18 protein-coding genes are annotated in these 24,643 nt (G+C 47.1%); 14 read left to right on the top strand and 4 right to left on the bottom strand.

Translation table 11 applies throughout. The features are described 5' to 3' along the window. The first annotated feature begins 33 nt into the window (after positions 1-33). The 8 genes from ACYVD4_RS09685 to ACYVD4_RS09650 all read left to right on the top strand — a co-directional run bounded on the left by ACYVD4_RS09685 (position 34) and on the right by ACYVD4_RS09650 (position 15,085). The gene (locus ACYVD4_RS09685; protein WP_460944910.1) at positions 34-435 is read left to right on the top strand and encodes a GlcG/HbpS family heme-binding protein; all 402 of its coding nucleotides are present in this window, start codon (positions 34-36) and stop codon (positions 433-435) included. 44 nt (positions 436-479) lie between these two features. Further along, positions 480-1,670: a formaldehyde dehydrogenase, glutathione-independent gene (gene fdhA, locus ACYVD4_RS09680; protein ID WP_460944908.1), complete on the top strand. Its 1,191-nt coding sequence runs from the start codon at positions 480-482 to the stop codon at positions 1,668-1,670. Positions 1,671-1,942: 272 nt separating this feature from the next. Further along, on the top strand, positions 1,943-2,518 hold the full coding sequence (locus ACYVD4_RS09675) for a hypothetical protein (protein WP_460944906.1): 576 nt from the start codon (positions 1,943-1,945) through the stop codon (positions 2,516-2,518). Positions 2,519-2,625: 107 nt separating this feature from the next. Further along, positions 2,626-5,010, top strand: a complete 2,385-nt coding sequence (locus ACYVD4_RS09670; protein ID WP_460944904.1) for an ABC transporter permease — start codon at positions 2,626-2,628, stop codon at positions 5,008-5,010. Positions 5,011-5,229: 219 nt separating this feature from the next. Continuing rightward, a complete protein-coding gene (locus tag ACYVD4_RS09665; protein ID WP_460944901.1) occupies positions 5,230-7,614 on the top strand; it encodes an ABC transporter permease in 2,385 nt (794 codons plus the stop codon). A gap of 74 nt (positions 7,615-7,688) precedes the next feature. Then, a complete protein-coding gene (locus ACYVD4_RS09660) occupies positions 7,689-10,160 on the top strand; it encodes an ABC transporter permease (RefSeq protein WP_460944900.1) in 2,472 nt (823 codons plus the stop codon). Between the two features lie 91 nt (positions 10,161-10,251). Then, the gene (locus ACYVD4_RS09655; RefSeq protein WP_460944898.1) at positions 10,252-12,603 is read left to right on the top strand and encodes an ABC transporter permease; all 2,352 of its coding nucleotides are present in this window, start codon (positions 10,252-10,254) and stop codon (positions 12,601-12,603) included. 97 nt (positions 12,604-12,700) lie between these two features. Beyond that, positions 12,701-15,085 (top strand): ABC transporter permease, encoded by a 2,385-nt coding sequence (locus ACYVD4_RS09650; RefSeq protein WP_460944896.1) that lies wholly within the window; start codon positions 12,701-12,703, stop codon positions 15,083-15,085. A gap of 64 nt (positions 15,086-15,149) precedes the next feature. Here ACYVD4_RS09650 and ACYVD4_RS09645 read toward each other — a convergent pair whose 3' ends face one another. Continuing rightward, positions 15,150-16,742 (bottom strand): hydrolase, encoded by a 1,593-nt coding sequence (locus ACYVD4_RS09645; RefSeq protein ID WP_460944894.1) that lies wholly within the window; start codon positions 16,740-16,742, stop codon positions 15,150-15,152. 422 nt (positions 16,743-17,164) lie between these two features. On the opposite strand from ACYVD4_RS09645, the gene ACYVD4_RS09640 reads away from it, so the two are divergent. The 6 genes from ACYVD4_RS09640 (at position 17,165) to ACYVD4_RS09615 (ending at position 22,431) form a co-directional block, all read left to right on the top strand. Then, the gene (locus ACYVD4_RS09640; protein ID WP_460944892.1) at positions 17,165-17,737 is read left to right on the top strand and encodes a hypothetical protein; all 573 of its coding nucleotides are present in this window, start codon (positions 17,165-17,167) and stop codon (positions 17,735-17,737) included. 238 nt (positions 17,738-17,975) lie between these two features. Next, complete coding sequence (locus tag ACYVD4_RS09635) at positions 17,976-18,521, top strand: RNA polymerase sigma factor (protein ID WP_460946200.1); 546 nt, start codon at positions 17,976-17,978, stop codon at positions 18,519-18,521. Next, a complete protein-coding gene (locus ACYVD4_RS09630; RefSeq protein WP_460944890.1) occupies positions 18,496-19,335 on the top strand; it encodes a HEAT repeat domain-containing protein in 840 nt (279 codons plus the stop codon). Before ACYVD4_RS09635 ends, ACYVD4_RS09630 begins: the two co-directional genes overlap by 26 nt. A gap of 35 nt (positions 19,336-19,370) precedes the next feature. After that, on the top strand, positions 19,371-20,240 hold the full coding sequence (locus ACYVD4_RS09625; protein ID WP_460944888.1) for a DUF4097 family beta strand repeat-containing protein: 870 nt from the start codon (positions 19,371-19,373) through the stop codon (positions 20,238-20,240). Next, entirely contained in the window at positions 20,240-21,079 is an 840-nt protein-coding gene (locus ACYVD4_RS09620; protein WP_460944886.1) for a DUF4097 family beta strand repeat-containing protein, read from the top strand. Before ACYVD4_RS09625 ends, ACYVD4_RS09620 begins: the two co-directional genes overlap by 1 nt. A gap of 173 nt (positions 21,080-21,252) precedes the next feature. Next, the gene (locus tag ACYVD4_RS09615) at positions 21,253-22,431 is read left to right on the top strand and encodes a serine hydrolase domain-containing protein (protein WP_460944884.1); all 1,179 of its coding nucleotides are present in this window, start codon (positions 21,253-21,255) and stop codon (positions 22,429-22,431) included. Between the two features lie 108 nt (positions 22,432-22,539). Here ACYVD4_RS09615 and ACYVD4_RS09610 read toward each other — a convergent pair whose 3' ends face one another. The 3 genes from ACYVD4_RS09610 to ACYVD4_RS09600 all read right to left on the bottom strand — a co-directional run bounded on the left by ACYVD4_RS09610 (position 22,540) and on the right by ACYVD4_RS09600 (position 24,602). Then, positions 22,540-22,965 carry a toxin-antitoxin system YwqK family antitoxin gene (locus ACYVD4_RS09610; RefSeq protein ID WP_460944882.1) on the bottom strand — a complete coding sequence of 142 codons (426 nt, stop codon included), beginning with the start codon at positions 22,963-22,965 and terminating at the stop codon, positions 22,540-22,542. Between the two features lie 103 nt (positions 22,966-23,068). Further along, on the bottom strand, positions 23,069-24,079 hold the full coding sequence (gene lgt / locus ACYVD4_RS09605; RefSeq protein ID WP_460944880.1) for a prolipoprotein diacylglyceryl transferase: 1,011 nt from the start codon (positions 24,077-24,079) through the stop codon (positions 23,069-23,071). Between the two features lie 313 nt (positions 24,080-24,392). Then, positions 24,393-24,602 (bottom strand): hypothetical protein, encoded by a 210-nt coding sequence (locus ACYVD4_RS09600; RefSeq protein ID WP_460944878.1) that lies wholly within the window; start codon positions 24,600-24,602, stop codon positions 24,393-24,395. Between the last annotated feature and the right edge of the window lie 41 nt (positions 24,603-24,643).

Genomic DNA, 24,643 nt, shown 5'->3' with positions numbered 1-24,643 from the left:
TTCTTACTAGTCATACTTATATCAAATCGTGTTATGAATATCACCCTAGAACAGGCTGAAAAAGCGGTGCAGGCTGCCAAATCGAAAGCGAGTGAGATTGGAACATTGATGAACATTGCGGTAGTTGATGCAGGGGCTAACCTTACAGCGTTTGCCCGTATGGATGGCGCCTGGCTGGGTTCGCTGGATATTGCCCAGAAAAAAGCCCGAACAGCCCGCTTTTTCGATATGCCAACCGGCGAAATCGGAAAGCTCTCGCAACCGGGTGGCTCACTTTATAATATTGAACACTCCAACGGCGGCCTAATTACGTTTCCGGGTGGTATTCCGATAAAAGGTGCTGATGGCGAGATCATTGGCGCTATTGGCGTATCGGGTAGCACGGTCGAGAATGACCACACCGTAGCGCAGGCGGGCGTTGATGCGTTGAATTGATACGTAGTAAATTGATATCCTTACTCTTATAACCTCTAAATCGTATGTGTCATAATCATGGCGTAGCCTACATCGAACCCGGTGTAGTTGAAGTACAATCCATTGAGTATCCCAAACTGGCACTGGGCGACCGTCAGTGTCATCATGGCGTTATTCTGCAAATCGTGTCAACGAACATTTGCGGAAGCGATCAACACATGGTACGTGGTCGGACAACGGCACCGGCAGGATTGGTGCTGGGGCACGAAATTACAGGGCTGGTTATTGAAGCCGGGCGCGATGTTGAATTTATTAAAGTAGGTGATCTGGTATCTGTACCGTTTAATATTGCCTGCGGACGTTGCCGAAACTGCAAAGTTGGGCAAACGGGTATCTGCCTGAATGTCAACCCATCCAGACCCGGCGCTGCGTATGGATACGTTGATATGGGCGGATGGGTTGGCGGTCAGGCCGAATACGTAATGGTTCCTTATGCGGATTTCAATCTGTTGAAATTTCCGGATAAAGATCAGGCGATGGCCAAAATCCGCGACCTGACGCTACTGTCCGACATATTTCCGACTGGCTATCATGGAGCTGTTTCGGCCGGTGTTGGTCCCGGTTCGATTGTTTACATTGCAGGAGCTGGGCCTGTTGGTCTGGCCAGTGCGGCATCCTGTCACTTGCTGGGCGCAGCCGTGGTTATTGTTGGCGACATGATTCCGGAGAGGCTTGAACAGGCCAAAAGTTTCGGTTGTGAAGTAATTGACCTTCGAAGTGATACTCCCCTCGCCGATCAGATTGCGGCTATTATCGGCGAACCTGAAGTTGATTCGGCGGTTGACTGCGTTGGTTTTGAAGCACGCGGACACGGTTCGGAAGCAGGCACCGAACATCCTGCTACGGTTCTGAATGCAGCCATGAGTATTACCCGCGCAGGTGGTGCCATTGGTATTCCCGGCCTATACGTAACAGGCGATCCGGGTGCGCGAACCGACGCAGCCAAGGAAGGCAGTCTGAACATTCGGATTGGGCTAGGCTGGGCAAAATCGCATTCGTTTTATACGGGCCAATGCCCAGTCATGAAATACCATCGGCAGTTGATGAATGCTATTTTGTACGACAAAATTCAGATTGCCAAAGCAGTAAACGTTGAAGTAATCAGTCTGGCAAACGCGCCAAAAGGCTATCAGGATTTCGATAAAGGAGCCGCCAAGAAATTTGTGATTGACCCACACGGTATGATTCCGAACTAAGCGCAATCCTATTTTCACTACGTAGTGAAACCCACTGATGAGCATTTATGCCAGTCAGTGGGTTTTTTAGTTAATACATACCGTTTAAGCAATATCAAAATCAGACAGATAGCAATATTTTCGAAAGTTCGATGCAACGTTTTACATTCGATATAATCTTTATCCAGTACGTAAAAACAAGTAAAGAAATCGGACGTTGGCTGATGATTAACGAATAGATAACTCGTTTTGCTACGTCTCCTTTCTTCAACTCAGTAAACACAATTCACAACATGAAATCACTTATTCTGATCTCCTTTGTACTAGCCAGCACCGTTGCCGTTGCCCAGAGTTCAATCAGCCGTAACATCAACGACGATGGTAAAACACTGTCGATTCGGGTCAATGGCACGGTTAATGGAAAAGACGTTGATTATGACCGCACATTCGACGTAGCCGATTTATCGAAGGAAGAACGAACAGCACTACGTGAACGAATTCTGGATTCGCTTAATGTCAACGTAGCAATGCCTCATGCTCCTCGTGCGCCAAGAGCGCCACGTGCCCCGCGCGCTCCCCGTATGCATAGCGAAACGATAACTATTGATGGTGATGGGCCAATTGTAGTTGCCACCAACAACGATAGTAATGTAGAAACAACTGCGGTTGGAGGTAAAACTCCATACACAAAAGAAGTAAAATACAATTCAGAATCGGGCAAACTCTACCTACGTTATCGGTTCGAAAAAGATGGTGATAATGTAACGTACGAGCGAACGCTCGACGCTAAAGATAAATCGCAGGAAGAACGGCAGCGCATGATCGACGATATTGAAAAGTCGATTGGCGTGCCAAAACGTTCGAAGTAACGGACTGGGGCTAGGGGCATAGGGCGTGGAGTTGAGAAATATCAAATCTCCATGCCCTATGCCCCTAGCCCTATGTTCTATCCCCCTTTACCCTTACCCTACCCCTTATGCTCCTAAACTACCTTAAAATTGCCTGGCGAAACCTACTGAAAGACAGGTTTTATAGCCTTATTAACATCCTTGGCCTAACTATAGGCGTAACCTGCGGTTTGCTGTTGCTGCTCTACGTAACAGATGAGCTACGTTATGACCAGTATCATAAAAATGCCAGCCAGATTTACCGGATTGTTTCGCACATTACCGAGCCTGATAAAGTGAACCGCTGGAGTAGCACACAACCTCCACTGGTTAAACAGCTAAAACAGGATTACCCTTTCGTAAAAAACTACGTTCGCTTTTTCCCCTATGGTCGGATGATGTTTCGGCAGGGTGAGAATCGATTTTATGAAGAAGATATATACTCAGCTGATTCGACGGTGTTCGACGTATTTAGCTATAAATTCATCGAAGGCGACCCAAAAACAGCCTTAAATCAGCCCGGCAACGTTGTTCTGACCCAGAAGATTGCACAGAAATTTTTCGGTTCGGGCAGCGCGCTTGGGAAGTCGTTACAAACCAACGATACAACTTTTTATAAAGTAACGGGCGTCATGGAAGACGTACCGAAAAACTCTCATTTTACGTTCAATGCCCTACTGTCGATGGGTAGTAATGAACGACAGGCTAATGGGTGGGGCGGTTTTTATATCTACAGCTATTTAGTTCTTCCGGAAAACTTCGACACCAAGATTCTGGAAAGCAAATTTCCGGAGGTTTACGACAAATATATTGGCCCAATTTTCAAGAAAATGGGCATCAAAATAACGTATGAAATACAGCCTTTAACCCGAATTCATCTTTACTCAAACCTCGAAGGTGAATCGAATGGAAATATTGGTTATGTGTATACCTTCAGTGCCGTAGCCTTTTTTATGTTGCTGCTGGCCAGTATAAATTACATGAATCTGGCCACGGCCCGATCGGCCAAACGAGCCAAGGAAGTCGGCCTTCGAAAAGTAATGGGTTCGCTACGTAGCAGATTAATGGCTCAGTTTCTGACCGAATCCGTACTAATGACCGTACTCGCCCTGGGTGCAAGCCTTGTACTGGTGCTTGCCCTATTACCGTTCTTCAATACAGTTTCGGGGAAAGAAATTCGGTACGTAGAATTGTTTCGACCAGAGTTTTTACTGATTGTTTTAGGCATTATTGTCTTTACGGGATTCATCAGCGGCAGTTACCCGGCGCTTTATCTATCCTCATTCGAACCGGCGGCTGTGCTTAAAGGCTCGTTTAATGTGAAAGGGGGTAGTTTTTTCCGCAAAGCACTGGTCGTATCGCAATTTACCATTTCGCTAACGATGCTTATCTGCACCTGGATTGTGTATAAACAGCTCAATTTCATGCGAAATCATGACCTGGGCTACAATCAGGAGCAGGTGCTAACGATCAACTATCAGAACCGACAGCCACGGGCGCAGTATAATTCGTTGCGAACGGCACTCTTATCGAATGCCAACATCCGAAGTGTATCAACGGCTTCTTCGCCCACCAGTAATATCGGCGGACGGATCATTTTCACGGTTGAAGCCAACGATGGTATGAAGGAAATGGGTTTCAAACCGATGGGAATCGATCACGATTACCTCAAAACGATGGGAATGAAGCTGATGAGTGGTCGTGATTTTTCGGACGAAATTCCTGCTGATACCAATAACAGCGTACTCATCAATCGGGCCGTTGTTGAGCGAATGGGCTGGAAAGAACCGTTGGGCAAAAAGGTTATTTTAGGAAGTCTGCCGCAGGGAAATCAACAGGGGCCGCCAACCGCAAAAGTAGTGGGTGTGGTCAAAGATTTCCACCAACAGTCGCTGTATAGCCCAATTGAGCCGATGATTATGTTGTATCGACCTTTCAATCAGGTTATTCACATCAAAGTACAGCCAAAAGATGTCGACAAAACGGTGGCATTTATCGGTCAGAAATGGCGAGAAACGTATCCGGATCGCCTGTTTGAATACAAATTTTTAGATCAGGATTTTGAATCGGCGTACCAGGACGACGAGCGTCGGGGTGGTATTTTTACGGCCTTCTCTGCCTTAACAATTCTGATTGCCTGTCTGGGTTTATTCGGACTCGCTACATTCACTACCGAGCAACGAGTGAAGGAAATTGGTGTTCGGAAAGTGTTGGGCGCGTCGGTATCGAGTGTAGTGCTGTTGCTGTCGAAAGATTTCACCAAACTGGTTTTATTTTCATTCCCCATCGCCATTCCGATTGCCTGGTATTCGATGTATAAATGGCTGGAAAACTTTCCGTACAAAACCGACATCGGCATCTGGGTCTTCGTAGCGGCCTGCCTGCTCACGCTCTTTATCTGCTGGAGCACAGTTGTTTATCAAAGCGTAAAAGCCGCACTGGTCAATCCGGTGAAATCGCTACGTAGTGAGTAATCTGAACCGAAGCGTCGGCCCGACGCTTCGGTTCAGACATTGTCCGCAAATGGTCGGCTGGTACGTCCGTTTGCGGACATGTTTTTCACTAACAATATCATTTCTCATTGATAATCAATACGTTATTTATTTGGTATAGCATTTGGGCAGTACTTCAGCAGAAACGCTACGTACCTTGGGTACACGCTTTCCTTTCTTAACCTCAACCCGTTGTCGGCTATGCTACGTAATCACATAAAAATTACCGTTCGGACATTCTGGAAGAATAAGCTTTTTAGTGGTCTTAATGTAATTGGGTTAGGTATTGGCATGGCCGCCGTCTGGCTCATGGTGCTCTACGTGCTCGATGAAACCAGTTACGACCGTTTCCACGCCAACGCCGACCGCATTGTTCGAGTTGTTCATTACGCACAGTGGCCGGGCGGTAATCTCAAACTCGCTCCCACCTCCGCCCCGTATGCTGCGGCCCTGAAAGCCGATTATCCTGAAGTGGAGAAAACGGTTCGGCTTAATCCAGAAGGTGGTGGCGTCATTACGTTTGGCGAGAAAAAAATGGAAGTGAACGACATCTTTTTCTCCGACCCATCGGTGTTTGATGTTTTTACATTCCCGTTTTTATACGGCGATCCGTCATCGGCCCTACGTAAACCTCAAAGCATTGTGCTTACCAAAAGCGTAGCCGAGAATCTGTTTGGCGACGCCCGCAAAGCGTTGGGTAAAGTGGTGGAATTCAGCAATCACTTTCCGAATACCGTAACAGGTGTTATTGAAGACGTACCGACCAATTCGCACCTGCAATTCAGGGCGCTACGTTCCTTGCCGGAAAATTATACAAACGGCTGGCAGAATTTCGAACTGTTTACGTATTTACTTCTAACAGAAGGCAGTAACTATAAAAATCTGGAAGCTAAACTGCCCGGTTTTTTCCCGAAATACATCAAAAGAGAGATGGGTAATGTCGACTACCGGATGGAACTCCAGCCACTTACATCGATTCATCTCCACTCCCATCTCGATTACGAACTTAGCGCAAACGGCAATGCCAGTACAGTGTCTATTTTTGCGGCAGTGGCTGCGCTGATTCTATTGATTGCCTGCATCAATTATGTGAATTTATACACCGTCCGCTCGCTCAAACGCACCCGCGAAGTGGGCGTTCGGAAAGCTATCGGTTCCTTCCGGAAACAGCTTATTGGGCAATTTCTGACCGAGTCGATACTGATGACGTTGCTGGCCGGTTTGGCTAGTGCTGTACTTGCTGCAATGGCCTTGCCTTACTTCAATCAGATGGCCGATAAGTCATTGACAATGGGCGGCTTTGCCAATACGTTGCTGATCGTTGCGGTTCTTTCCGTATCGATTGGTACGTTAAGCGGACTTTATCCCGCTCTTCGGATGTCTGGGTTCCGCCCGGTGACCGCACTACGTGGTCAGTTAGGTAATCAGTTGGGCAGTGTTGTATTCAAACAGGGACTGGTGGTGTTTCAGTTTGTGGCTACTGTGGCGCTAATTGCCTGTTCGGTGATGGTGTATCGGCAAATGAAGTTCGTGATGAACAAGGACTTAGGCTTCAACAAAGACCAGGTTCTTACGTTCCATATCAACAACGAAGATGTCCGTCAGCGGGTCGATGCGCTCAAAGAAGCGCTACGTCGTAATCCGATAATTGAGGGCGTATCAGGAGCCAGTAATCCAATCGGAAATAATAATATTGGCGGTAATGGCATGTTTTTCGAACAGAATGGTGCCATTTCGTCCAGCACGCAGGTGGTGCAGAAGTTTTCGGTTGATTCAGATTTCCTCAACACCATGCAAATCAAGCTAGCAAGTGGTCGAAATTTCTCCGAATCGTTCAAAAGTGATCAGCAAAACGCGGTGCTAATCAACGAAACACTGATGCAGCAACTTGGCTGGAAAGATGCTGTTGGCAAACGGGTCCGCTACTACATCGACAACGAAAAAAACACCGCCGAAGCGCGTGTAGTGGGCGTAGTGAAGGATTTTCATACGTATTCACTTCAGCATAAAATTGAGCCTCTGGTGCTGCAAATTCCAGCTCCAGCCGATAAAGACAACCTGTACGTTCGGATTCAGCCGGGTAAAACAACCGAAGCACTGGCTTATATTCAATCGGTTTATCGCACCTTCGACCCCGGCAGTACCCTTGACTTTCATTTTCTGGACGAAAACTTTTCGAAGCAATACAAGGCCGAGCAAAAACAGGGCGAAGTTCTGCTGACTTTCACCATTCTGGCCGTCTTGATTGCCTGTCTGGGTCTGTTCGGACTAGCTGCGTTTGCTGCCGAACAACGTACCAAAGAGATTGGCGTGCGGAAAGTGCTGGGCGCGTCGGTGGGCAGTATTGTTACGTTGCTCTCCAAAGATTTCCTCAAGCTGGTGCTCATCGCCATCGTTATCGCTACACCCCTCGCCTGGTACGCTATGAACCAGTGGTTGCAGGATTTCGCCTACAAACTACCTGTTACGTGGTGGCTGTTCGCAGTGGCGGGGTTGATTGCCATTGTCATTGCTCTGCTGACCGTCAGTTTCCAAAGTGTAAAAGCCGCCCTGGCCAATCCCGTAAAATCACTACGTAGTGAATAGCATAGGGCAGGGGGCAGGGGGTAAAATGCTGTTCCCCCCTGCCCCCTGCCCTATGCCCCTTTCCCCTCTACCCCATGCTGATCAACTACATCAAAATCGCCATCCGGAATCTCCGAAAAAACCGGGTATTCTCGCTGATTAATATTATAGGACTGGCGTTAGGCATTGCGGCCTTTGTTCTCATTCTGGAATACGTTGCTTACGAACGTAGTGTCAATACGTTTCATAAAAACCTGCCTACGCTATATCGACTGCTCACGCAATCGCGCAATGACGATATCTGGGTCGATATGTCTCCACCGGTAGGCCCTCTTGTTAAAGAAACGTTTTCGGAAGTACGCAACTATTGCCGGATTGCCGAACACTCGGCCAATGGAATCGTCAGTTTTAAGGACAGTAAGGCCTTGGCTTCGAAACAGTCATTCCGAGAAAGTCGGTTGGCTTATGCCGACGCCAGTTTCTTTACGCTCTTCAGTTTTCCGGTTGTGTGGGGGTCGGCCGCAACAGCACTTAGGCAGCCCAATACCGTAGCCTTGTCACAATCGCAGGCTCGTAAGTACTTTGGTAGCCAGAACCCCATCGGTAACGTATTAACGCTCGACAATCAATTCGGCAAAACACTATATACTGTTACGGCGGTATATGCCGACATGCCTCAGAATTCGGATTTGTTGTTCGATGCCATTTTTTCCCTGCAAACACTAGCCAATTCAGCCAACCTTAACGGCAACGACTGGGCTCGCCTTGACAGTTTTTACGGCACGTACCTCACAACGTTTTTGCAACTCGGTAAGACGTCCGGCATTCAGGCTGATTACAAGAGTCTTGAAACAAAAATCAATACCCTGGCTAAACAGCGTAACCCGAACGAGGAAAATCGGTATCTATTACAGCCAGCCTCTACGCTCCATCTGGCAACTTCGCTGAGCGATGTCTATCGGACCAGCGGAAGTTTGGGGTTTGTTTATCTGCTCAGTGGAATAGCCGCGCTGGTTTTGCTGATTGCGTGGTTCAATTATATCAACCTTTCAACAGCGGGGGCTTTGAAACGCGCCAAAGAAGTGGGAGTCAGAAAAGTGATTGGTGCCGGACAGGGCCAGCTCATCAGCCAGTTTCTGGGCGAGTCGCTCCTACTGAATGTTGTTGGTTTTGGTTTGGGGCTACTATTGGTTGCTTCGCTTCAGGATGTTTTTAATACGTTCGTTCAGAAAAATTTATCATTGGACGTGCTGAATGTCAATGGTTTCTGGTTGTTAGGCCTGTGTTTATTGCTTATTGGCGCACTGGCTTCGGGCGGCTACGTAGCGTTTGCGCTAAGCTCCTTTCAACCTATACAGACGCTAAAAGGGTATGGCTCTTCGTCAGGAGCGGGAAAAGGAGGCTGGTTGCGTAAGACGCTGGTGGTAGCCCAGTTTAGTACGTCTGTGGCGTTGATTGTTGCTACGTTGGTACTCTACCGCCAGTTGCAGTATATGCAGAATAAAGACTTGGGGGTTCAGTTAACGCAACGGATGGTCATTAAAGGCCCACAGGTAAATCAGAATGACTCGTTCAAGCTGGGAACGGCTGCCCTTGAGGATGAACTTAATCGATTGCCATACGTAAAAAGCTTCTGCCAGACAGGTATTGTACCGGGCAATTTTTACAACTTCTCGGCCGATGGTATTACCAAACAAAACCCACGTTCTGGCGATGATAAGAAAAATTATTCGATGGGCATCATTGACGACCGGTTTCTGAAAACCTATGAAATCGGACTAGCTGCCGGAAGAAACTTCACGGTCAATGAAGCGGAGCTGGGCTGGGAGAAAAGTGGCAAACTGATGGTCAATGAAAAGGGTGCTCAACAATTGGGCTTTTCTTCAGCTGAGAAAGCGGTCGGTCAATTTATCAACTGGGGCAAACCGTATGAAATCGTTGGTGTTGTAAAAAATTACCACCATCAGGGTCTGAAACAAGCCATTGAGCCGGTCATATTTATGCCCCGCCGGTCGGTTAGTGATCTGACCGTACAGCTTGTTACACGAACTACAGGCCCGGAACAGGTTCAAGACAAGATTGCCGAACTAGAACGTATCTACAAAGCCAGTTATCCCGGCAATCCGTTCGAGTTTTATTTTGCCGACGAAAACTACAACAAACAATATCAGAGCGAACAGCAATACGGAAAGGTCTTTGTGGCGGCTTCGGGCCTGGCGATTTTCATTGCCTGTCTGGGTCTGTTCGGGCTGGCGGCTTTCACAACAGAACAACGTACCAAAGAAATCGGAGTTCGGAAAGTGTTGGGCGCATCGGTGGGAAGTATCGTTACGTTGCTCTCCAAAGATTTCCTCAAACTGGTTCTGGTTGCCATTGTCATTGCATTGCCGGTTGCGTGGTGGTTCATGAATCAGTGGTTGCAGAATTTTGAATATAAAGTATCCCTCGACTGGTGGTTATTTGCCCTGGCTGGTTTCATTGCCGTTGCCATCGCCCTTCTAACAGTCAGTTTCCAAAGCGTAAAAGCAGCCTTAACCAATCCCGTAAAATCGTTACGTAGTGAATAGCAAAGGGCAGAGTGCTTGGAGCATAGGGTGAAAAGCAGTTCCCATCCCTAAGCCCTAAGCCCTGTGCCCCTTACCCTAAACCTCTACCCTTATGTTGCTCAACTATCTCAAAATTGCCGTCAGAAATCTCTGGCGAAACAAACTTTACACCGGATTGAATGTAGGCGGACTGGCTATTGGGCTGGCCGCTTGTCTGATTATGGTACTGTATGTAAATCACGAGTTTACGTTTGATACGTATCATCCCAACGCCGACCGAATCGTTCGGGTATCGACCAACCTGAAAACCCCAGAGGCACCAATTGCTATTGCTTCGGTCCCAATGCTGCTGGCCGAAGTACTGAAACGGGATTATCCGGAAGTAGAAAACGCTGTTCGCTTTCGGATTACCGCTGCAACCGTTCGTACGCCTACCAAACTGATTAGTGAACCCGACGTGTATTACGCGGACAACGACGTTTTTTCGGTTTTCTCCTTCAAATTTCTGGCAGGAAATCCGGCTAAAGCACTACTCAATCCTAACAGTGCGGTCGTTACCGAGCGATTTGCGAATGCCTATTTCAGCCGAACCGACATACTGGGCAAGTCTATTGAAATCAACAAGGAAACGTATCAGATTACGGGCGTTATTGCAAATCCTCCCAGCAATTCGGATTTGCCCATTAAAGCATTGCTCTCCCAAAAAATATCGCCGAGTAAGGACTGGCTCGCCGATGATTTTCCGGCTTATACGTTTGTTCTCTTTAAAAATGAGCCTAACCTGCCGGCTTTCGAGAAAAAACTGAATATGCTTGCTGCTAAATATGCCGATCCTGAACTAAAGAAAATGGGGGCAGACGGGTATTCCATAACCTTTCCAACGGAGTTACTACGTGATGTTCATTACAGTCAGGGCAAGATCGAAGACACGCCGAAGGGAAATAAGCAATACAGCTACTTATTTGCGTTTCTGGCCGCTTTTGTTCTGGTCATTGCCTTGCTCAACTACATCAATCTGCTAACCGCCAAAGCCACCGAACGCGCCAAAGAAGTGGGTATTCGCAAAGCAAATGGGGCACAACGAATACAATTAGTTCGCCAGTTTCTGTTCGAATCGCTTCTGGTAAGTGGTCTGGCATTGCTGTTCGCTGTTACGATAACCCAACTAGCCATTCCGTTTTTCAATGAATTACTTACGATTCAGATCCAGCTATCGTGGCAGGAATCAGTGACGCTAGCCATTGGTTTCTGGCTGATCGTTACGTTGCTAGGTGGCTTATACCCGGCTTTCGTTCTATCAGGCTATCAACCGATTGCGGTGCTAAAAGGTCGGTTGAGCGGCTATGGTCAGACGCCCTGGCTCCGAAAATCGATCATCGTTTTTCAGTTTGCTCTGTCTGTTGCGATGATTGCTGGCGTACTGGTCATTCACCGGCAGATGGATTACATGCAGACCTACGACCTTGGGTTTACGCGAGAGCAGATTCTTAGCATTTACTTACCCGACGATTCTACGGCACGAGCTGGAGCAACAGCCATGGCCAACAGCCTGCGGGAACGTAGCGAAGTGGGTGCGGTTACGCTTGGGTCTGGTCTGGCAAATGGGCCAATGGTAATGGCTTCTACAAAGATTCAATCGCGTGGTAAAAACCGGGAGGTAATGAGCAATTACATGTTCATCGATGATACGTTCCTGCCATTGCTGAATATTAAACTGAAAGCTGGCCGGAATTTATCGTCCCACACAAAAGCGGATTTGAAAGGTGGCTTTCTGGTCAACGAAGCGTTTATGAAACTCGCGGGCTGGAAAGAAGGCGTTGGTCAGGCCATCGATGGTTTCGAGCACAAGGGCGTAGTGGTGGGCGTAGTAAAGAACTTCAATTACAGATCGTTGCACAATCCGGTAGAGCCGGTGGTGATGATTTACAATACGTCGCCCATCAACAATGTGATGCTACGTATCAAACCGGCAGATCTGGATGTTGTAAAAACGATCTGGCAACGACACTATCCGGCTTACCCGTTTGAGTACACCTTTCTGGACGATTCATTTGCCGATCAGTATCGGAAAGACCGATTGATGATTTCGGTATTCAATGGATTTGCCGGATTAACTATCCTCGTTTCCTGCCTGGGTTTATTCGGTCTTGTTACGTTCACAACCGAACGGCGAACCAAAGAGATTGGCGTGCGGAAAGTGCTGGGTGCGTCGGTGAGCAGTATCGTTACGTTGCTGTCGAAAGATTTTCTGAAACTGGTTTTATTGGCCATCCTGATTGCCAGTCCATTAATCTACTGGGCTGCTAATCGCTGGCTTCAGGACTTTGCCTATCGAGTCAAGCTGGAATGGTGGATGTTCGGATTGGCGGGGCTGGTTTCCATCGTCATTGCGTTTGTAACGTTAAGCTTCCAGAGCATAAAAGCCGCACTGGCGAATCCGGTGAAATCGCTACGTAGTGAATAAATGGCAGGGAGCTTAGGGCTAGGCGCATGGGGTAAAAAACATTTCCCAAGCCCTATGCCCCAAGCCCTATATCCGTTACCATAAACCCTCTCCTATCATGCTTCGATTTGCTATACGTAATCTACTGAAAACCAAACTATTTGGCCTACTGAACGTAACAGGTCTGGCGGTTGGCATGGCCGCAGCCGTATTCATTCTGTTGTGGGTTCAGAACGAACTGAGTTTCGATACGTATCATGCAAAATCAGAACGTACCCGAGCCATTATTACTCATTTTCAGGTCAGTAAAGAAGAAACCTGGCACTGGTCTACCACACCGCTTCCGCTCATGGAGCAAATTCAGCAGCTCCCCGAAATCGAACAGATAGCGCGGGTTGCAAAACCATTCTGGAACGGTTTGACAATGAAAATCGGGGAACAGTTAGTCACCTTGCCCAAAGCCGCCAGCGTCGACGACAACTGGTTTACGATTTTCGATTATACGCTTGTCGACGGTAGTCTGACTGGTTTTAACCGCAACATGCGCAGTCTGGCCTTAACTGAATCGCGGGCAGCTCAATTATTTGGATCAGCCAAAGCAGTGGGTCAATTGGTACGTATTGATACGCTCGACTACGTAGTACGCGCCGTTTTGAAAGACAATCCTGTCAATTCTAGCTTTCAATTCGATTGTCTGCTGCCAATGTCGGCTCATCTGGCCAATCCGCAAACGGCCAAAAACGACAACAAATGGGGTAATTTCAACTGCGAAACCTATGTGGTGCTACGTCCTGATGCTAATATCCAGCAGCTACAGAAGAAAATCACCCACATTATCCAGCAATCCAAACGGGATGAAGAAACGGGCAAAGCCGACACCGGCGTTACGCTCGAACTGGAACCATTAGCGGAGGTTCATTTCGACACGCTTGGTCGGCAGGACAACGAACAGGGCGACCGACGTACCGTTTACATTTTTCTGGGGATGGCGCTCGCCATTCTGCTGATGGCCTGCATCAACTACGTGAATCTGACAACGGCGCGTGCCAGTATCCGGGCCAAAGAAGTTGGCGTGAAGAAGTTAATTGGCGCGGGTACATCGCAACTATTTGGGCAGTTTATGCTCGAATCGTCGTTGATGTGTCTGACGGCGCTGGGTGTAGCTATTTTGCTGGTTTATGGACTTATGCCGATTTTCAACAACCTGACTAATAAGACGTTTACGCTAGGTCTGAGCAATTCATCGCTCTGGCTCGTGTTAGGAGGAACTACGCTTTTGGCAATCATCCTGACCGGGATTTATCCGGCATTATTACTGTCCTCATTCCAGCCCATTCGCGCCATTCGTGGGTTCAACGTATTAGGTTCAGGTAATAGCTTTTTTCGGAAAAGTCTGGTCGTCGTTCAGTTTACGATTTCGATTATTTTCCTGATTGCTACGTTGGTGGTTTATCAGCAGATCCGCTTTATCCGAACAACCAAACTTGGCTATGATCGCGACCATATCGTGGCACTGACCATTCCGTGGGGTGTTCAGCCGAAGGTTGATCCGATGGTGTTGAAAAGTAGACTGTTAGAACAGTCCAGCATTGCTGATGCCACCGTTGCCGGCCAGAATATTGTCGAAATCAATAGTGCGCACAGTGGTAGCCTCGATTGGGATGGCCGCCCGGCGGATTTCCAGCCTACGGTTGCACAGATTTCGGTAGAGTCGGATTATCTGAACGTATTCAAGCTCAAAATGGCGCAGGGACGTTGGTTCCAAAAGAACAATACTGCCGATGAGCAAAACGTAGTGCTCAACGAAGCCGCCGTCCGGAAATTCAACCTGCGTAAGCCTGTAATTGGTCAGCGGTTTCATTTTCAGGGGAATAAAGGCGTCGTTATGGGCGTTGTGCGGGATTTTCATTACAAAAGTCTGCACGAAAAAATTGGTCCGCTGGTAATGTTTAGCCAACCGGGCTGGCACAGTGGCATTTATCTGAAAATTGTACCCGGCAAAGAATCCGAAGCACTGAATGCGGTTCAGGCTGTATGGGCCGACATGATTCCGAGTCGCCCAGTCAACTACAAATTTCTGGATGAAACCTTTGATCGGCTTTACAAAACGGAAGCCCGGACTGCTACGTTGTTCAATTCGTTTGCCGTTATTGCCGTCCTGATTTCGTGCCTTGGTTTGTTTGGACTCGCTACGTTCACCGCCGAAATGCGTATCAAGGAAATCGGAATCCGTAAAGTGCTGGGAGCGTCAGTACTCAGTCTACTGGCCTTATTATCGAAAGACTTCATGAAGCTGATTCTGGCGGCCATGCTGATCGCCATTCCTATTGGCTATTACTGTATGAACCTCTGGCTTCAGGAATACGCCTACAGAATTGACATGGCGTGGTGGCTCTTCGCATTGGCAGGACTATTCGCCATTGGTATTGCCCTTCTCACCATCAGTTTCCAGAGTGCCAGAGCCGCGCTGACAAATCCGGTGAAATCGCTACGTTCTGAATAATACACGTAGAGACAAGGCATGCCTTGTCTCTACAAATACAACAATCCTACAACCTAAAAAACGCTTACTGAATCTTCGCCAGCCAGAGCGACGCGTTCATGTGCAACGCGGGGTGCGACGTATAACCCGAAGGCGCATCGCCAGACCATCCGTTAAACAGATTATCGTTCGGATCGCCCGTTCCATCATCGGCGGGAGAGCTATCGCCAATGAAAACGATACGTCCGTTACCATAAGTCGATAGCAAGGCCATAACGCCCGTCGTATTGCCTACGCTGCTGCTCATGCGCCAGAACAGACCCTGCACGTTGGCGTTATTGGTCGGATACAACGTAGCAGATGCCCCCGCATAGAACGCCAGTTTCGAAGCCGTACCCGCCACGCCGTTTAGCACTTTCTGCGCATTCGTGTTCGAACCCGTATAGACTTTAGTGGTTGGCTGCTCATCGATATCAATTAAATCGACCATAAATCCGAATGGCTTGTTGTTGTTGATACCATTGTTCGACATCAGGTCATTCCAGACGCGGGGCGAATCGTAGCCATCGCCATCCCGGTCAGAAGGCGTGTACCCATTTGGATCAGTACCCGTAAGTGATGGAGCTGTATGGTCAGCAATCATCATCAGACCACCCCCATTCGATACAAAATTCATAATAGCCGTTTTTTCTGTAGCCGAAAACAACCGGTTTGGCTCAACCACAACAAAAACATCGTAGTTGCTCAAATCCTGCACATTAGAACTATTTCCATACGTAATGGCCGTTCCGTTTGGCAGGGTTTCAACCTGATTTCCACGCTTCACTAGTTCAACCGCCCACGCCGAAATTCCCCCTCTCCAGTACGTTTCAGGTGTACTGGCCGTAATGCCGGAAGCGGCTGGCGTAGGAAAACGCTGTGCTTTCAGTTCGGTGGTCGTACCACCTGTGTATGTAGGAACACTCTCGGTTCCGTCGGCGTCGATTTGCCAGTCGGCGCTACCCGCATTTTCGCGTTTGGTCGCATCGAACAGGAATTTTTTACCCGTTACCGGAGGATTCGTACCGCCGTTGTCGTTAATAACTATATCGTCGATGTTGATCCGGTTCGAACCGCCCGACAGTTTGCGAATTTCCAGCCGAACGTTGCCTGTTACGTTCAGCGTGAACGTCTGCGTCTGAAGCGTTGCGGTTGTTGTAATGGTCGAACCCGATTGCGTCCAGCTAGTGCCACCGTTTCCTGAATACCACAACCCCCAGGTGCTGGCCGGGTCGGTACCATACGTAGCATGTTTCACCGTTACGGTGCTGGCTCCCGACGTAGCGTCGAACAGCATCGTTAGTTTACCCGTATTCCGAAGCCGCGCCGACCACGAACCAGCCCGCTTATCGGCGCTCAGATTCCCGATCAGGCCATCGAATATATTCCAGGATTTTGCCTGTAACGTTACGTTGTCGCCACTCGAAGAACCCGTCGGTGCTACGTCATAAGCGGTTTTAGGGCTAGTTGAACCTACCTCAAAACCTTCCGTCAACGAGATGGCCTGAAGTTTAGCCGAGCCACGAGCCGAGAAATCGTTTACGTCGGGCGATAAATTATCAACCGAATTACAGCCCACGACCAGACTGGCGATCAGGCAGGCAACATACACTACGTTCGAATTACTGAATTTAAGCATACGATTAGAATAGTTTGGGATAAAACAGAACGAACAAAACTATTGATTTCAGCCAAGGTCACTTTACTTTACAGATTACGATTATATTAAACAATTATGTATTAAATTCAACAATATTTACACAACGGTACTATACTTTATTCAACTGATTTCGTACTCTTTATTTATCAAGATAAAGCTATTTCCGTTGTTGCAAGGCCAGTTGAGCTTTCTATCTAGTTAACGGTTATCCGAATCAGGCAAAAATCCTGAATCATGTAGCGGAGAATCGTTTGTCCACTGCCGTACAGAATTTGTCCGTTTTCGGACATCCGATTTCTTCATATATACACAACAAACTCATATACAGAAATTTGCATGATTGGCACGAAGATAGATAGGAGTAATTCTACTTAACTTAGTCTTACCTTTTCCGCCGATTCATGAAAACGCTATTTACCGTATTACTCATCGCAGTTAGCTTTGGTGCAATAGCCCAACGGTCGTCAAGCAAGCATGTTTCGACCGATGGTCGGCAGCTACGTATTCGTGTCGATATTGAAGACGCTGATCGTTCGGTTCATTTTAATGGCTCGTTCAACGTAGCGAATATGGAAGCCAGTGCCGTTAAAGCACTTGAGTATCGCATTATCGATTCGCTGGAACAAGCTACAGCTACGCAGGCAATGGTGGCCTGTACGGATAACACAGCCGAAAACTGGGCAAAGAAGAAAACATCTCCAGAACCCGCCAGCTACAGCACACGCGCCTACGATTTCAACAGTAACGCAACCACTACGTCTACGCTGGCTCCAAGCGAGGTAGCACCGTTGTCGGTACGTGTTCAGGAGGATAAGGAAAACGGTCGTCTCTGGATGCAGTATACATTCGAGAAAGATGGCGAAGAACTGGTTATTGAGCGTACAGCCAACGTAACGGGTAAAAGTGAGCGCGAAAAGCAGGCCATCATCAAGGAAACGGAACGTAGTTTTGGCATTAAAGTAGGCAATCAATAGCCTCCAAACGACTATAAATTAAGTAGTAGGTTTACACTGTAATTTCCTAATACCCTACAAAAGCTGCTCAATTCGGGCGGCTTTTTGTTTTTTGCCACAGAGAAACCCTTGGTGTGTCTCTGTGGCAAAAAATATTTCACTTTTTTCTGTAACCTTGTTCAGGTTGCGCAGTTTCCAGTCCAAAAACCACCAAACCTATTCTCTTTTTCGCTTGAACGCTCTGACAGACAACGCACTTATGTTGCAGGTAAAAGCTGGTCGTATCGATACGATGGGCTTGCTATTCGAGCGTTATAACCGACCGCTGTTCGGCTTCCTGTTTCACATGACCAACCAGCGCGAAGCCAGCGAAGATATGGTGCAGACGGTTTTTTACCGCATGTTGAAATATCGGCATACGTTTACCGGCGAAGGTGAGTTCAGAAGCTGGATGTATCACCTGGCCCGCAACGTACTGGTCGATCACAGCAAGCAAAACAAACGTTCGTCGCAACAATACGATCTGGCCGACGTAGCAGAGAAAATTGGCGGAGGGCCCACTGCCGATGAACAACTCCAGAAAAGTCAGGAACTCGATACGTTGCAACGGGCAATGGCCAAACTAAGCGCCGACAACCGTGAAGTGCTGGTACTGAGCCGCTATCAGGAGTTGAAGTACGAAGAGATTGCCCGTGTGCTAAACACGACCGAAGGAGCGATAAAAGTGCGGGTGCACCGGGCCATGAATGAACTGAAGAAAATATACCTGACTATCGAAAATGGAAAAACTGCCTATAAACTGTGACCAGACGCAAGAGCAATTGACCGAATGGCTCAGCAATCAGTTACCTGATGCCGAGCGAGCCATCATGGACGCGCACCTTGCCCAATGTCTGGTCTGTCAGGCGGAAGCCGCTTCGGTTCGGCAGCTTTGGCAGATGATGGGGCAGGTTTCTACGCCTGAACCGAGTCCGATGGCGCAGGTACGTTTTCAGGCGATGCTCGATACGTATAAAGAAACGATTTCGGAGAAGTCATCAGAATCGTTTGCCGATACGTTATGGGCGAAATTACAGGAGTTTCTGACACCAAAATATGCGGTACGATTGGCTTATAGCGTTGCTCTTGTGGGTGTGGGGATTATGGCCGGTTACTGGCTCCAGCACTCCAGCACAAACGTAGCGTTTCAGCAACAGCAGATTGATACGTTGTCGACGCAGGTTCAGGAAATGCGGCAGATGATGCTCCTGTCGGGGCTCGAAAATCCGGCGGCTTCGGAGCGGCTTCGGGCAGTGAGTTATACCGAAGAAATCAATCAGGTCGACGATAAAGTTGTTGACGCCCTGCTGACAACATTAAACAACGATGCTAATGTAAACGTCCGGCTGGTAACGCTGGAAGCACTGGCCAAACTGGCCGACAACCCGAATGTGCGCGAAGGATTGGTGCAGTCGATTGCGAAACAGGAATCGCCACTGATGCAATCGGCACTGGCCGACGTAATGGTGAAATTGCAGGAAAAACGCTCCATCAAACCCCTCCGGCAATTGCTCCACGACAACAATACCAACCACCTTGTGAAAGGTAAACTTGAACAAACCATTCGGGAATTATCCTGATTTTCAGTAAACAACACGTAAAACCCCAATCACCTATGCGACTATTACTAATCTCCCTTCTGGCGGGGATGGCCTTGTCTTGTGCCCAATCGCCAGTGACTGCTCAACAATTTAAAGAGCAAATTCGGAAGGAATTTACCGTCAAAAAATCGGCAACTAACAGCGTAGTAGCCATTTATAACCTTAACGGCTTTGTTAAGGTAGAAGGTTATTCCGGCGATAAAGTGCTGTTCGAAATTGACAAATCGATGACGGCAAAAAGTGAGCAGGATCTTGAATTCGGCAAAAAGGAACTCGTGCTTCAGCTAGAACAGAAAGGCGACAGCGTTGTAGCCTACCTTGAAGAACCTTTCGACACGCGCCCTAACATTTACAAACGTAACAACTGGAACCGGAACCGGGAGGTTGAGTATGATTTTACGCTCAATTATACGGTGAAAGTGCCAAGCTGGATGAACCTGATCGTGTCGACCGTGAACCGGGGCGACGTAACGGTGAAAAATATGGACGGGAATCTGAAGGCACGTAACGTGAACGGAGCCATTGCCCTCAACAACATTAAAGGTACGACCGACGCACACACCATAAACGGCAATGTTGATATCGACTACGTAGCAAATCCGCCCGAAAATTCGTCTTATTATACGCTCAACGGCAATATTCGGGTCACGTATCCGAACAATTTATCGGCCGATCTGCAATTCAAGACCTTTCAGGGAAGTTTCTATACCGACTTTCCTGACGCCGAACCATTGCCACAGGCGCCTACCAAAACGGAGAAAAAAACGGAAAATGGTACTGTGTACAAACTCAATAAAAACACCGCCGTTCGCATCGGTAAAGGCGGCAAAACGTTCAAATTCGAAACCTTCAACGGTAGTATTTACATTAAAAAACAATCCTGATGAAAATGTATAATCTGACAGCTAAAATACTGGTTATAAGCCTGCTCACTACGGGTTCATTATTTGCCCAGAACGAAGTGAAAGAGCAGTTAGTGGTTCCGCTCAGTGATCCGGGCAAACCCGGTACGTTACGGGCAAATCTGATCAACGGCTCAATCCGTGTTACGGGCTATAGTGGCAAAGATGTTATCATCGACGTAGCATCAACGCCCAGCAACCGACGTAGCAAACGCGAAGAAAACGACGACAAAAATTCGAATGGGATGAAGCGCATTTCGCCCGGCAATCCACTCGACATCAGCGCCCGCGAGAAAAGCAATACCATTAATATCGAAACCAACTCGGTGCATCAATCCATCGATCTGAATATCAAGGTTCCCCAACAATTTTCGCTACGTATCGGCACGATTAACCACGGCCAGATTGTGGTCGATAACGTAACGGGTGAGATTGAGGTAAACAACGTAAACGGATCGATTGAGCTGACCAACATCGGCGGATCGGCGGTGGCCAATACGGTAAACGGTGGTGTTATTGCTACGTTCAAAAGTGTAAATACAGATACGCCAATGGCGTTCTCAACCCTCAACGGGAATGTGGATGTAACGTTTCCGGCGTCGGCCAAAATGAACCTGAAACTCAAATCGGACCGGGGCGATATGTTTACCGATTTTGACATGGACGTTGATAAAAGCGCGTCGAAGGTTAACAAGAGCAATCAGAACGGTATGTATCGCGTCTCTATCGATGAATGGGTGCAGGGAAAAGTGAACGGAGGTGGCCGCGAAATCATGATGAAGAACATGAACGGCAATATTTACGTCCGCAAAGCGAAGTAAGCAACGTAATGGTGCAAAACTGCATCTGAGTGTTATACGCCACGGCAGCGGCCGACCGTCTCCCTACGGGGGAGGGATTTAGGACGGTCGGCCGCTGCCGTGGGGTTCATCAGTACAATGATCACCGGCAAATTGAAGTTCCTGTTTGATACAACCTCAACCAATGACTACCTATGAATGCCTGGCTAACAATTGCGCTGCTTTTTATCACTACGTTGCTTGAGCCGGCTCATCCGAAACCGCTCACCAAACTTCCTCCACGCCCAGAACGGTTTCTGACCGACAATCCGCTGAACACTCTGGTCGACTCGCTGGTCGATCAGGCTATTCAGCAGTTCATGGCAAAACCGCAGGCCGTTGGACTTTCGCTTGGCATCGTTCGAAACGGCCAGACGTGGGTATACAACTACGGCACTGTTGAAAAAGAAAAGGCTCAACTACCTACCAGCCAGACACTTTATCCGATTGCGTCGATCACAAAAACCTTTACGGGAGCGTTGCTGGCACAGGCTGTTGTTGAAAAACGGATGAAGCTGGACGACGATATTCGGAAATACCTGCCGGGCGATTATCCAAATCTGGAATATGCCGGTCAACCGATTCGACTATTTCAACTGCTCAATCACCGGTCTGGCCTGCCGTTTCTAATGCCCAGTCATTCAGAAAGGTTCACAAACGCCAACACATCAGCATCGGCGGTATCAATGCAGCACGTACCATTTAACGCCCGCAACGATTTCTATTCTGATTTACGCCAGATTAAGCTGGATACCATACCGGGCCATCGCTTCCGCTATTCAAATACCGGCGCGCAACTACTGGGTTATATTCTGGAAAACGTGTATAATCTATCCTTCGAAGATCTTGTTCACCAGAAGATTACGCAGCCACTGGACATGAATAATACTTCGATTTCCTTGACACCCATCACCCAGAAACGCTACGCTAAAGGCTACAACTCTTGCGGTGCAGAGACGCTCACAAACCCTGACGATTTACAGGCCGCCGGTGCGCTGAAATCGACAGTCGATGATATGCTGAAATACGTGCAATGGAACGTAGCAGAACAAAGTCAATCGGTAAAGCTTACCCATCAACCCACCTGGAGCAACGGTACTACGTATTCGGCCGGACTGAACTGGCAAATGCTTCAATCAAATAACAACCGAGTAATCTGGCAGGATGGCAACATTCCCGGTTTCAGCAGCTTATGCGTCAATTACCCCGAACTCAATCTGGGCCTTGTGATACTCACCAATGAATGCGACCGTAAGACTGCTTCCCGTGTTACGTCACTGAGCAACCAGATCGCCAGAGTATTAGATGAACGAGCTGTGCTACTACCTAACTAGCAGATAGTCATCAACTTGCGCTTTTCTAGTTCAGGCTTGACAGATAATTTATGTGAAATTTCTAAAAAAGTAAATGTTTATATTTTGAATCCTTTTATGACTTAAATACTATTTCGGTGGATAGATTTTCTTCTTTTCTAGACTTCCACTTTCATAGAAGTACGCCCAAGAACCTACTTGTCTATTTTCCTTATATGTTCCCTTTTGCATGACTTTACCATTCTCGTAATATATAAGCCAATCACCTTCTTTTAGACCGTTTTTATAAAACCCATCAATCATAAGCTTACCACTCTTCCAGTATCCTAAGCACTTACCATTTAGAGTATCATTCAGATATTCACATTGAGTTGCTAAGCCCCCATCATTTGTGAACTCGTTCCATAAACCCTGTTTTTTTTCATTCGTCAAAATCCCTTTTGCTCTGACCTTACCAGCCTTTGTCCACTTAACTAGGGTGGTTTTGTAGTGCTTTGGTTTTTCAACTGGATTTGTACAAGATAATATTAACAGAACTATCAATAAATTAATCATTGATTTTATTCTACACATTACTCTTACAATATTTAGTTGTTCACACTTTAGCATTGATGAGCTAGAGTTTATTTTTCCACAATAAACTATTGTATAAGAGACATTAGACTATACAACTCCATATCGAAAGCTGCTTTTTTCCCTCAACTATGCGGTCTTGAACATGTCTTATTTCGAGAGGTCGCTTATCCGAAATTAACTCTTCACATTGATCAGAATTGGGCTTGCTGGAAGTGGGCAAGGCAGACTGATGATCACATTGATAACAAAGACTTGACGATTGAATAACCAGAGCTACGGGAATCAGGGAAGCGGGTCTGATGAAGTTTCTTAACAGCAAAATCAACCCCAGCAAAATGGCCGGGATGCTCAATAATTGGCCCATATTAAGGCTCATACTATCTTCAAAACCAACCTGATTTTCTTTAAAAAATTCCCAGACGAAGCGTAGGGTAAATACCCAAACTAAAGATATACCCAAGATCGTACCCGGTGCTGATTGCTTTCGGTACGTTATCCAGTACCAGAATAGCAAAGCGAATAATAGCAGACAGGATAAGGATTCATACAACTGAGTTGGATGTCGGGGTACTTGACTAAACTCATGGTCGCGAAGAAAAACAAAAGCCCAAGGTACATCTGTCGGCTTTCCGAAGATTTCCGAGTTCATCAAGTTACCAAACCGGATGAAAGCTCCGGCAAGGGCGGCTATGATACAGATGCGGTCGGTTACCCACAAAAACGTTTGACCGGTTGTCTTGCTTGATGCACGTCGCGAGTATATCCACAAACCAATACAAATCCCTACTATGCCTCCATGACTGGCCAGCCCATCGAAAGGAGGTGTGATGATTCGCAACGGATTCTGGATGAACATGTATGGCTCATAAAACAGAAAATGCCCTATTCTCGCCCCCAGAATAGTTGAAACCACCATCGTGATCAGCAATGAGTCAATGTCAGAAAGAGGCTTCTTTTCAACCTTGAACATGTACGTCATAATCTGAACGCCAATCAGAAAGCCGCCAGCGAACAGCAGGCCATACCATCTCACTGGCCAAGACCCAATGCAAAAGATTTCGGGGTCAACATTCCAAATAATATACTGAAGCATAGTTTCTTGCGAATAAGTAGCAAAATATTATTTTCCAATCATCTATAAAGACTACCAGTATTTACCGTACTGAATTTTTCAATCACACATAGTAGCCTTGGACGAGTGTACCGTTGCAGTAAAATAGGATAACCACAAAGAAACATAAGAGAACTATCTATTTGAATGTGTTTTCGATTTACGCTATATAATACTGGTTTAGTCAGGTAATTGAATACTAATTAATTTCTCCCAATTCTGGATTTCTTCTGTTGTAGGCTTATGGAAAGAAAAGGGGCTTTACACTATCCTGTCTTGTCTAATCTGATGTTAATCAGGGTGCTTCAGTTGCTGCTCCTAGAAAGAATATTCCTCTGTATCTAATCTTAGTAATCATACTGATTTTCCATTGGATCCAGTACTTCCGCCAGCCTACAGCTTGTGCACGCTCTAATTCGTGCTCAGCCATTACTTGCTTTCCAATAGCTTGATGAATCATCTGCTGTCGTGAATATTTTTGATTTTTTGAAAAATGGTTCTTCATAATTTTTCTAAGGTATTTCAAAAATCGCTCAGCGACAAGAT

It is taken from the genome of Spirosoma daeguense, assembly GCF_054776875.1.
Note: the sequence above shows the minus strand (reverse complement) of the source record. Positions and strands in the feature narration are given on the sequence as shown.

Bases quoted from the DNA above. Each gene is read 5' to 3' on its own strand.
- ACYVD4_RS09620 (WP_460944886.1), top strand. From the start codon at position 20,240: ATGAAAATGTATAATCTGACAGCTAAAATACTGGTTATAAGCCTGCTC.
- ACYVD4_RS09600 (WP_460944878.1), bottom strand. From the start codon at position 24,602: ATGAAGAACCATTTTTCAAAAAATCAAAAATATTCACGACAGCAGATG.
- ACYVD4_RS09640 (WP_460944892.1), top strand. From the start codon at position 17,165: ATGAAAACGCTATTTACCGTATTACTCATCGCAGTTAGCTTTGGTGCA.
- fdhA (WP_460944908.1), top strand. From the start codon at position 480: ATGTGTCATAATCATGGCGTAGCCTACATCGAACCCGGTGTAGTTGAA.
- ACYVD4_RS09650 (WP_460944896.1), top strand. From the start codon at position 12,701: ATGCTTCGATTTGCTATACGTAATCTACTGAAAACCAAACTATTTGGC.
- ACYVD4_RS09645 (WP_460944894.1), bottom strand. From the start codon at position 16,742: ATGCTTAAATTCAGTAATTCGAACGTAGTGTATGTTGCCTGCCTGATC.
- ACYVD4_RS09635 (WP_460946200.1), top strand. From the start codon at position 17,976: ATGTTGCAGGTAAAAGCTGGTCGTATCGATACGATGGGCTTGCTATTC.
- lgt (WP_460944880.1), bottom strand. From the start codon at position 24,079: ATGCTTCAGTATATTATTTGGAATGTTGACCCCGAAATCTTTTGCATT.
- ACYVD4_RS09670 (WP_460944904.1), top strand. From the start codon at position 2,626: ATGCTCCTAAACTACCTTAAAATTGCCTGGCGAAACCTACTGAAAGAC.
- ACYVD4_RS09610 (WP_460944882.1), bottom strand. From the start codon at position 22,965: ATGATTAATTTATTGATAGTTCTGTTAATATTATCTTGTACAAATCCA.
- ACYVD4_RS09630 (WP_460944890.1), top strand. From the start codon at position 18,496: ATGGAAAAACTGCCTATAAACTGTGACCAGACGCAAGAGCAATTGACC.
- ACYVD4_RS09665 (WP_460944901.1), top strand. From the start codon at position 5,230: ATGCTACGTAATCACATAAAAATTACCGTTCGGACATTCTGGAAGAAT.
- ACYVD4_RS09675 (WP_460944906.1), top strand. From the start codon at position 1,943: ATGAAATCACTTATTCTGATCTCCTTTGTACTAGCCAGCACCGTTGCC.
- ACYVD4_RS09655 (WP_460944898.1), top strand. From the start codon at position 10,252: ATGTTGCTCAACTATCTCAAAATTGCCGTCAGAAATCTCTGGCGAAAC.
- ACYVD4_RS09660 (WP_460944900.1), top strand. From the start codon at position 7,689: ATGCTGATCAACTACATCAAAATCGCCATCCGGAATCTCCGAAAAAAC.
- ACYVD4_RS09685 (WP_460944910.1), top strand. From the start codon at position 34: ATGAATATCACCCTAGAACAGGCTGAAAAAGCGGTGCAGGCTGCCAAA.
- ACYVD4_RS09625 (WP_460944888.1), top strand. From the start codon at position 19,371: ATGCGACTATTACTAATCTCCCTTCTGGCGGGGATGGCCTTGTCTTGT.
- ACYVD4_RS09615 (WP_460944884.1), top strand. From the start codon at position 21,253: ATGAATGCCTGGCTAACAATTGCGCTGCTTTTTATCACTACGTTGCTT.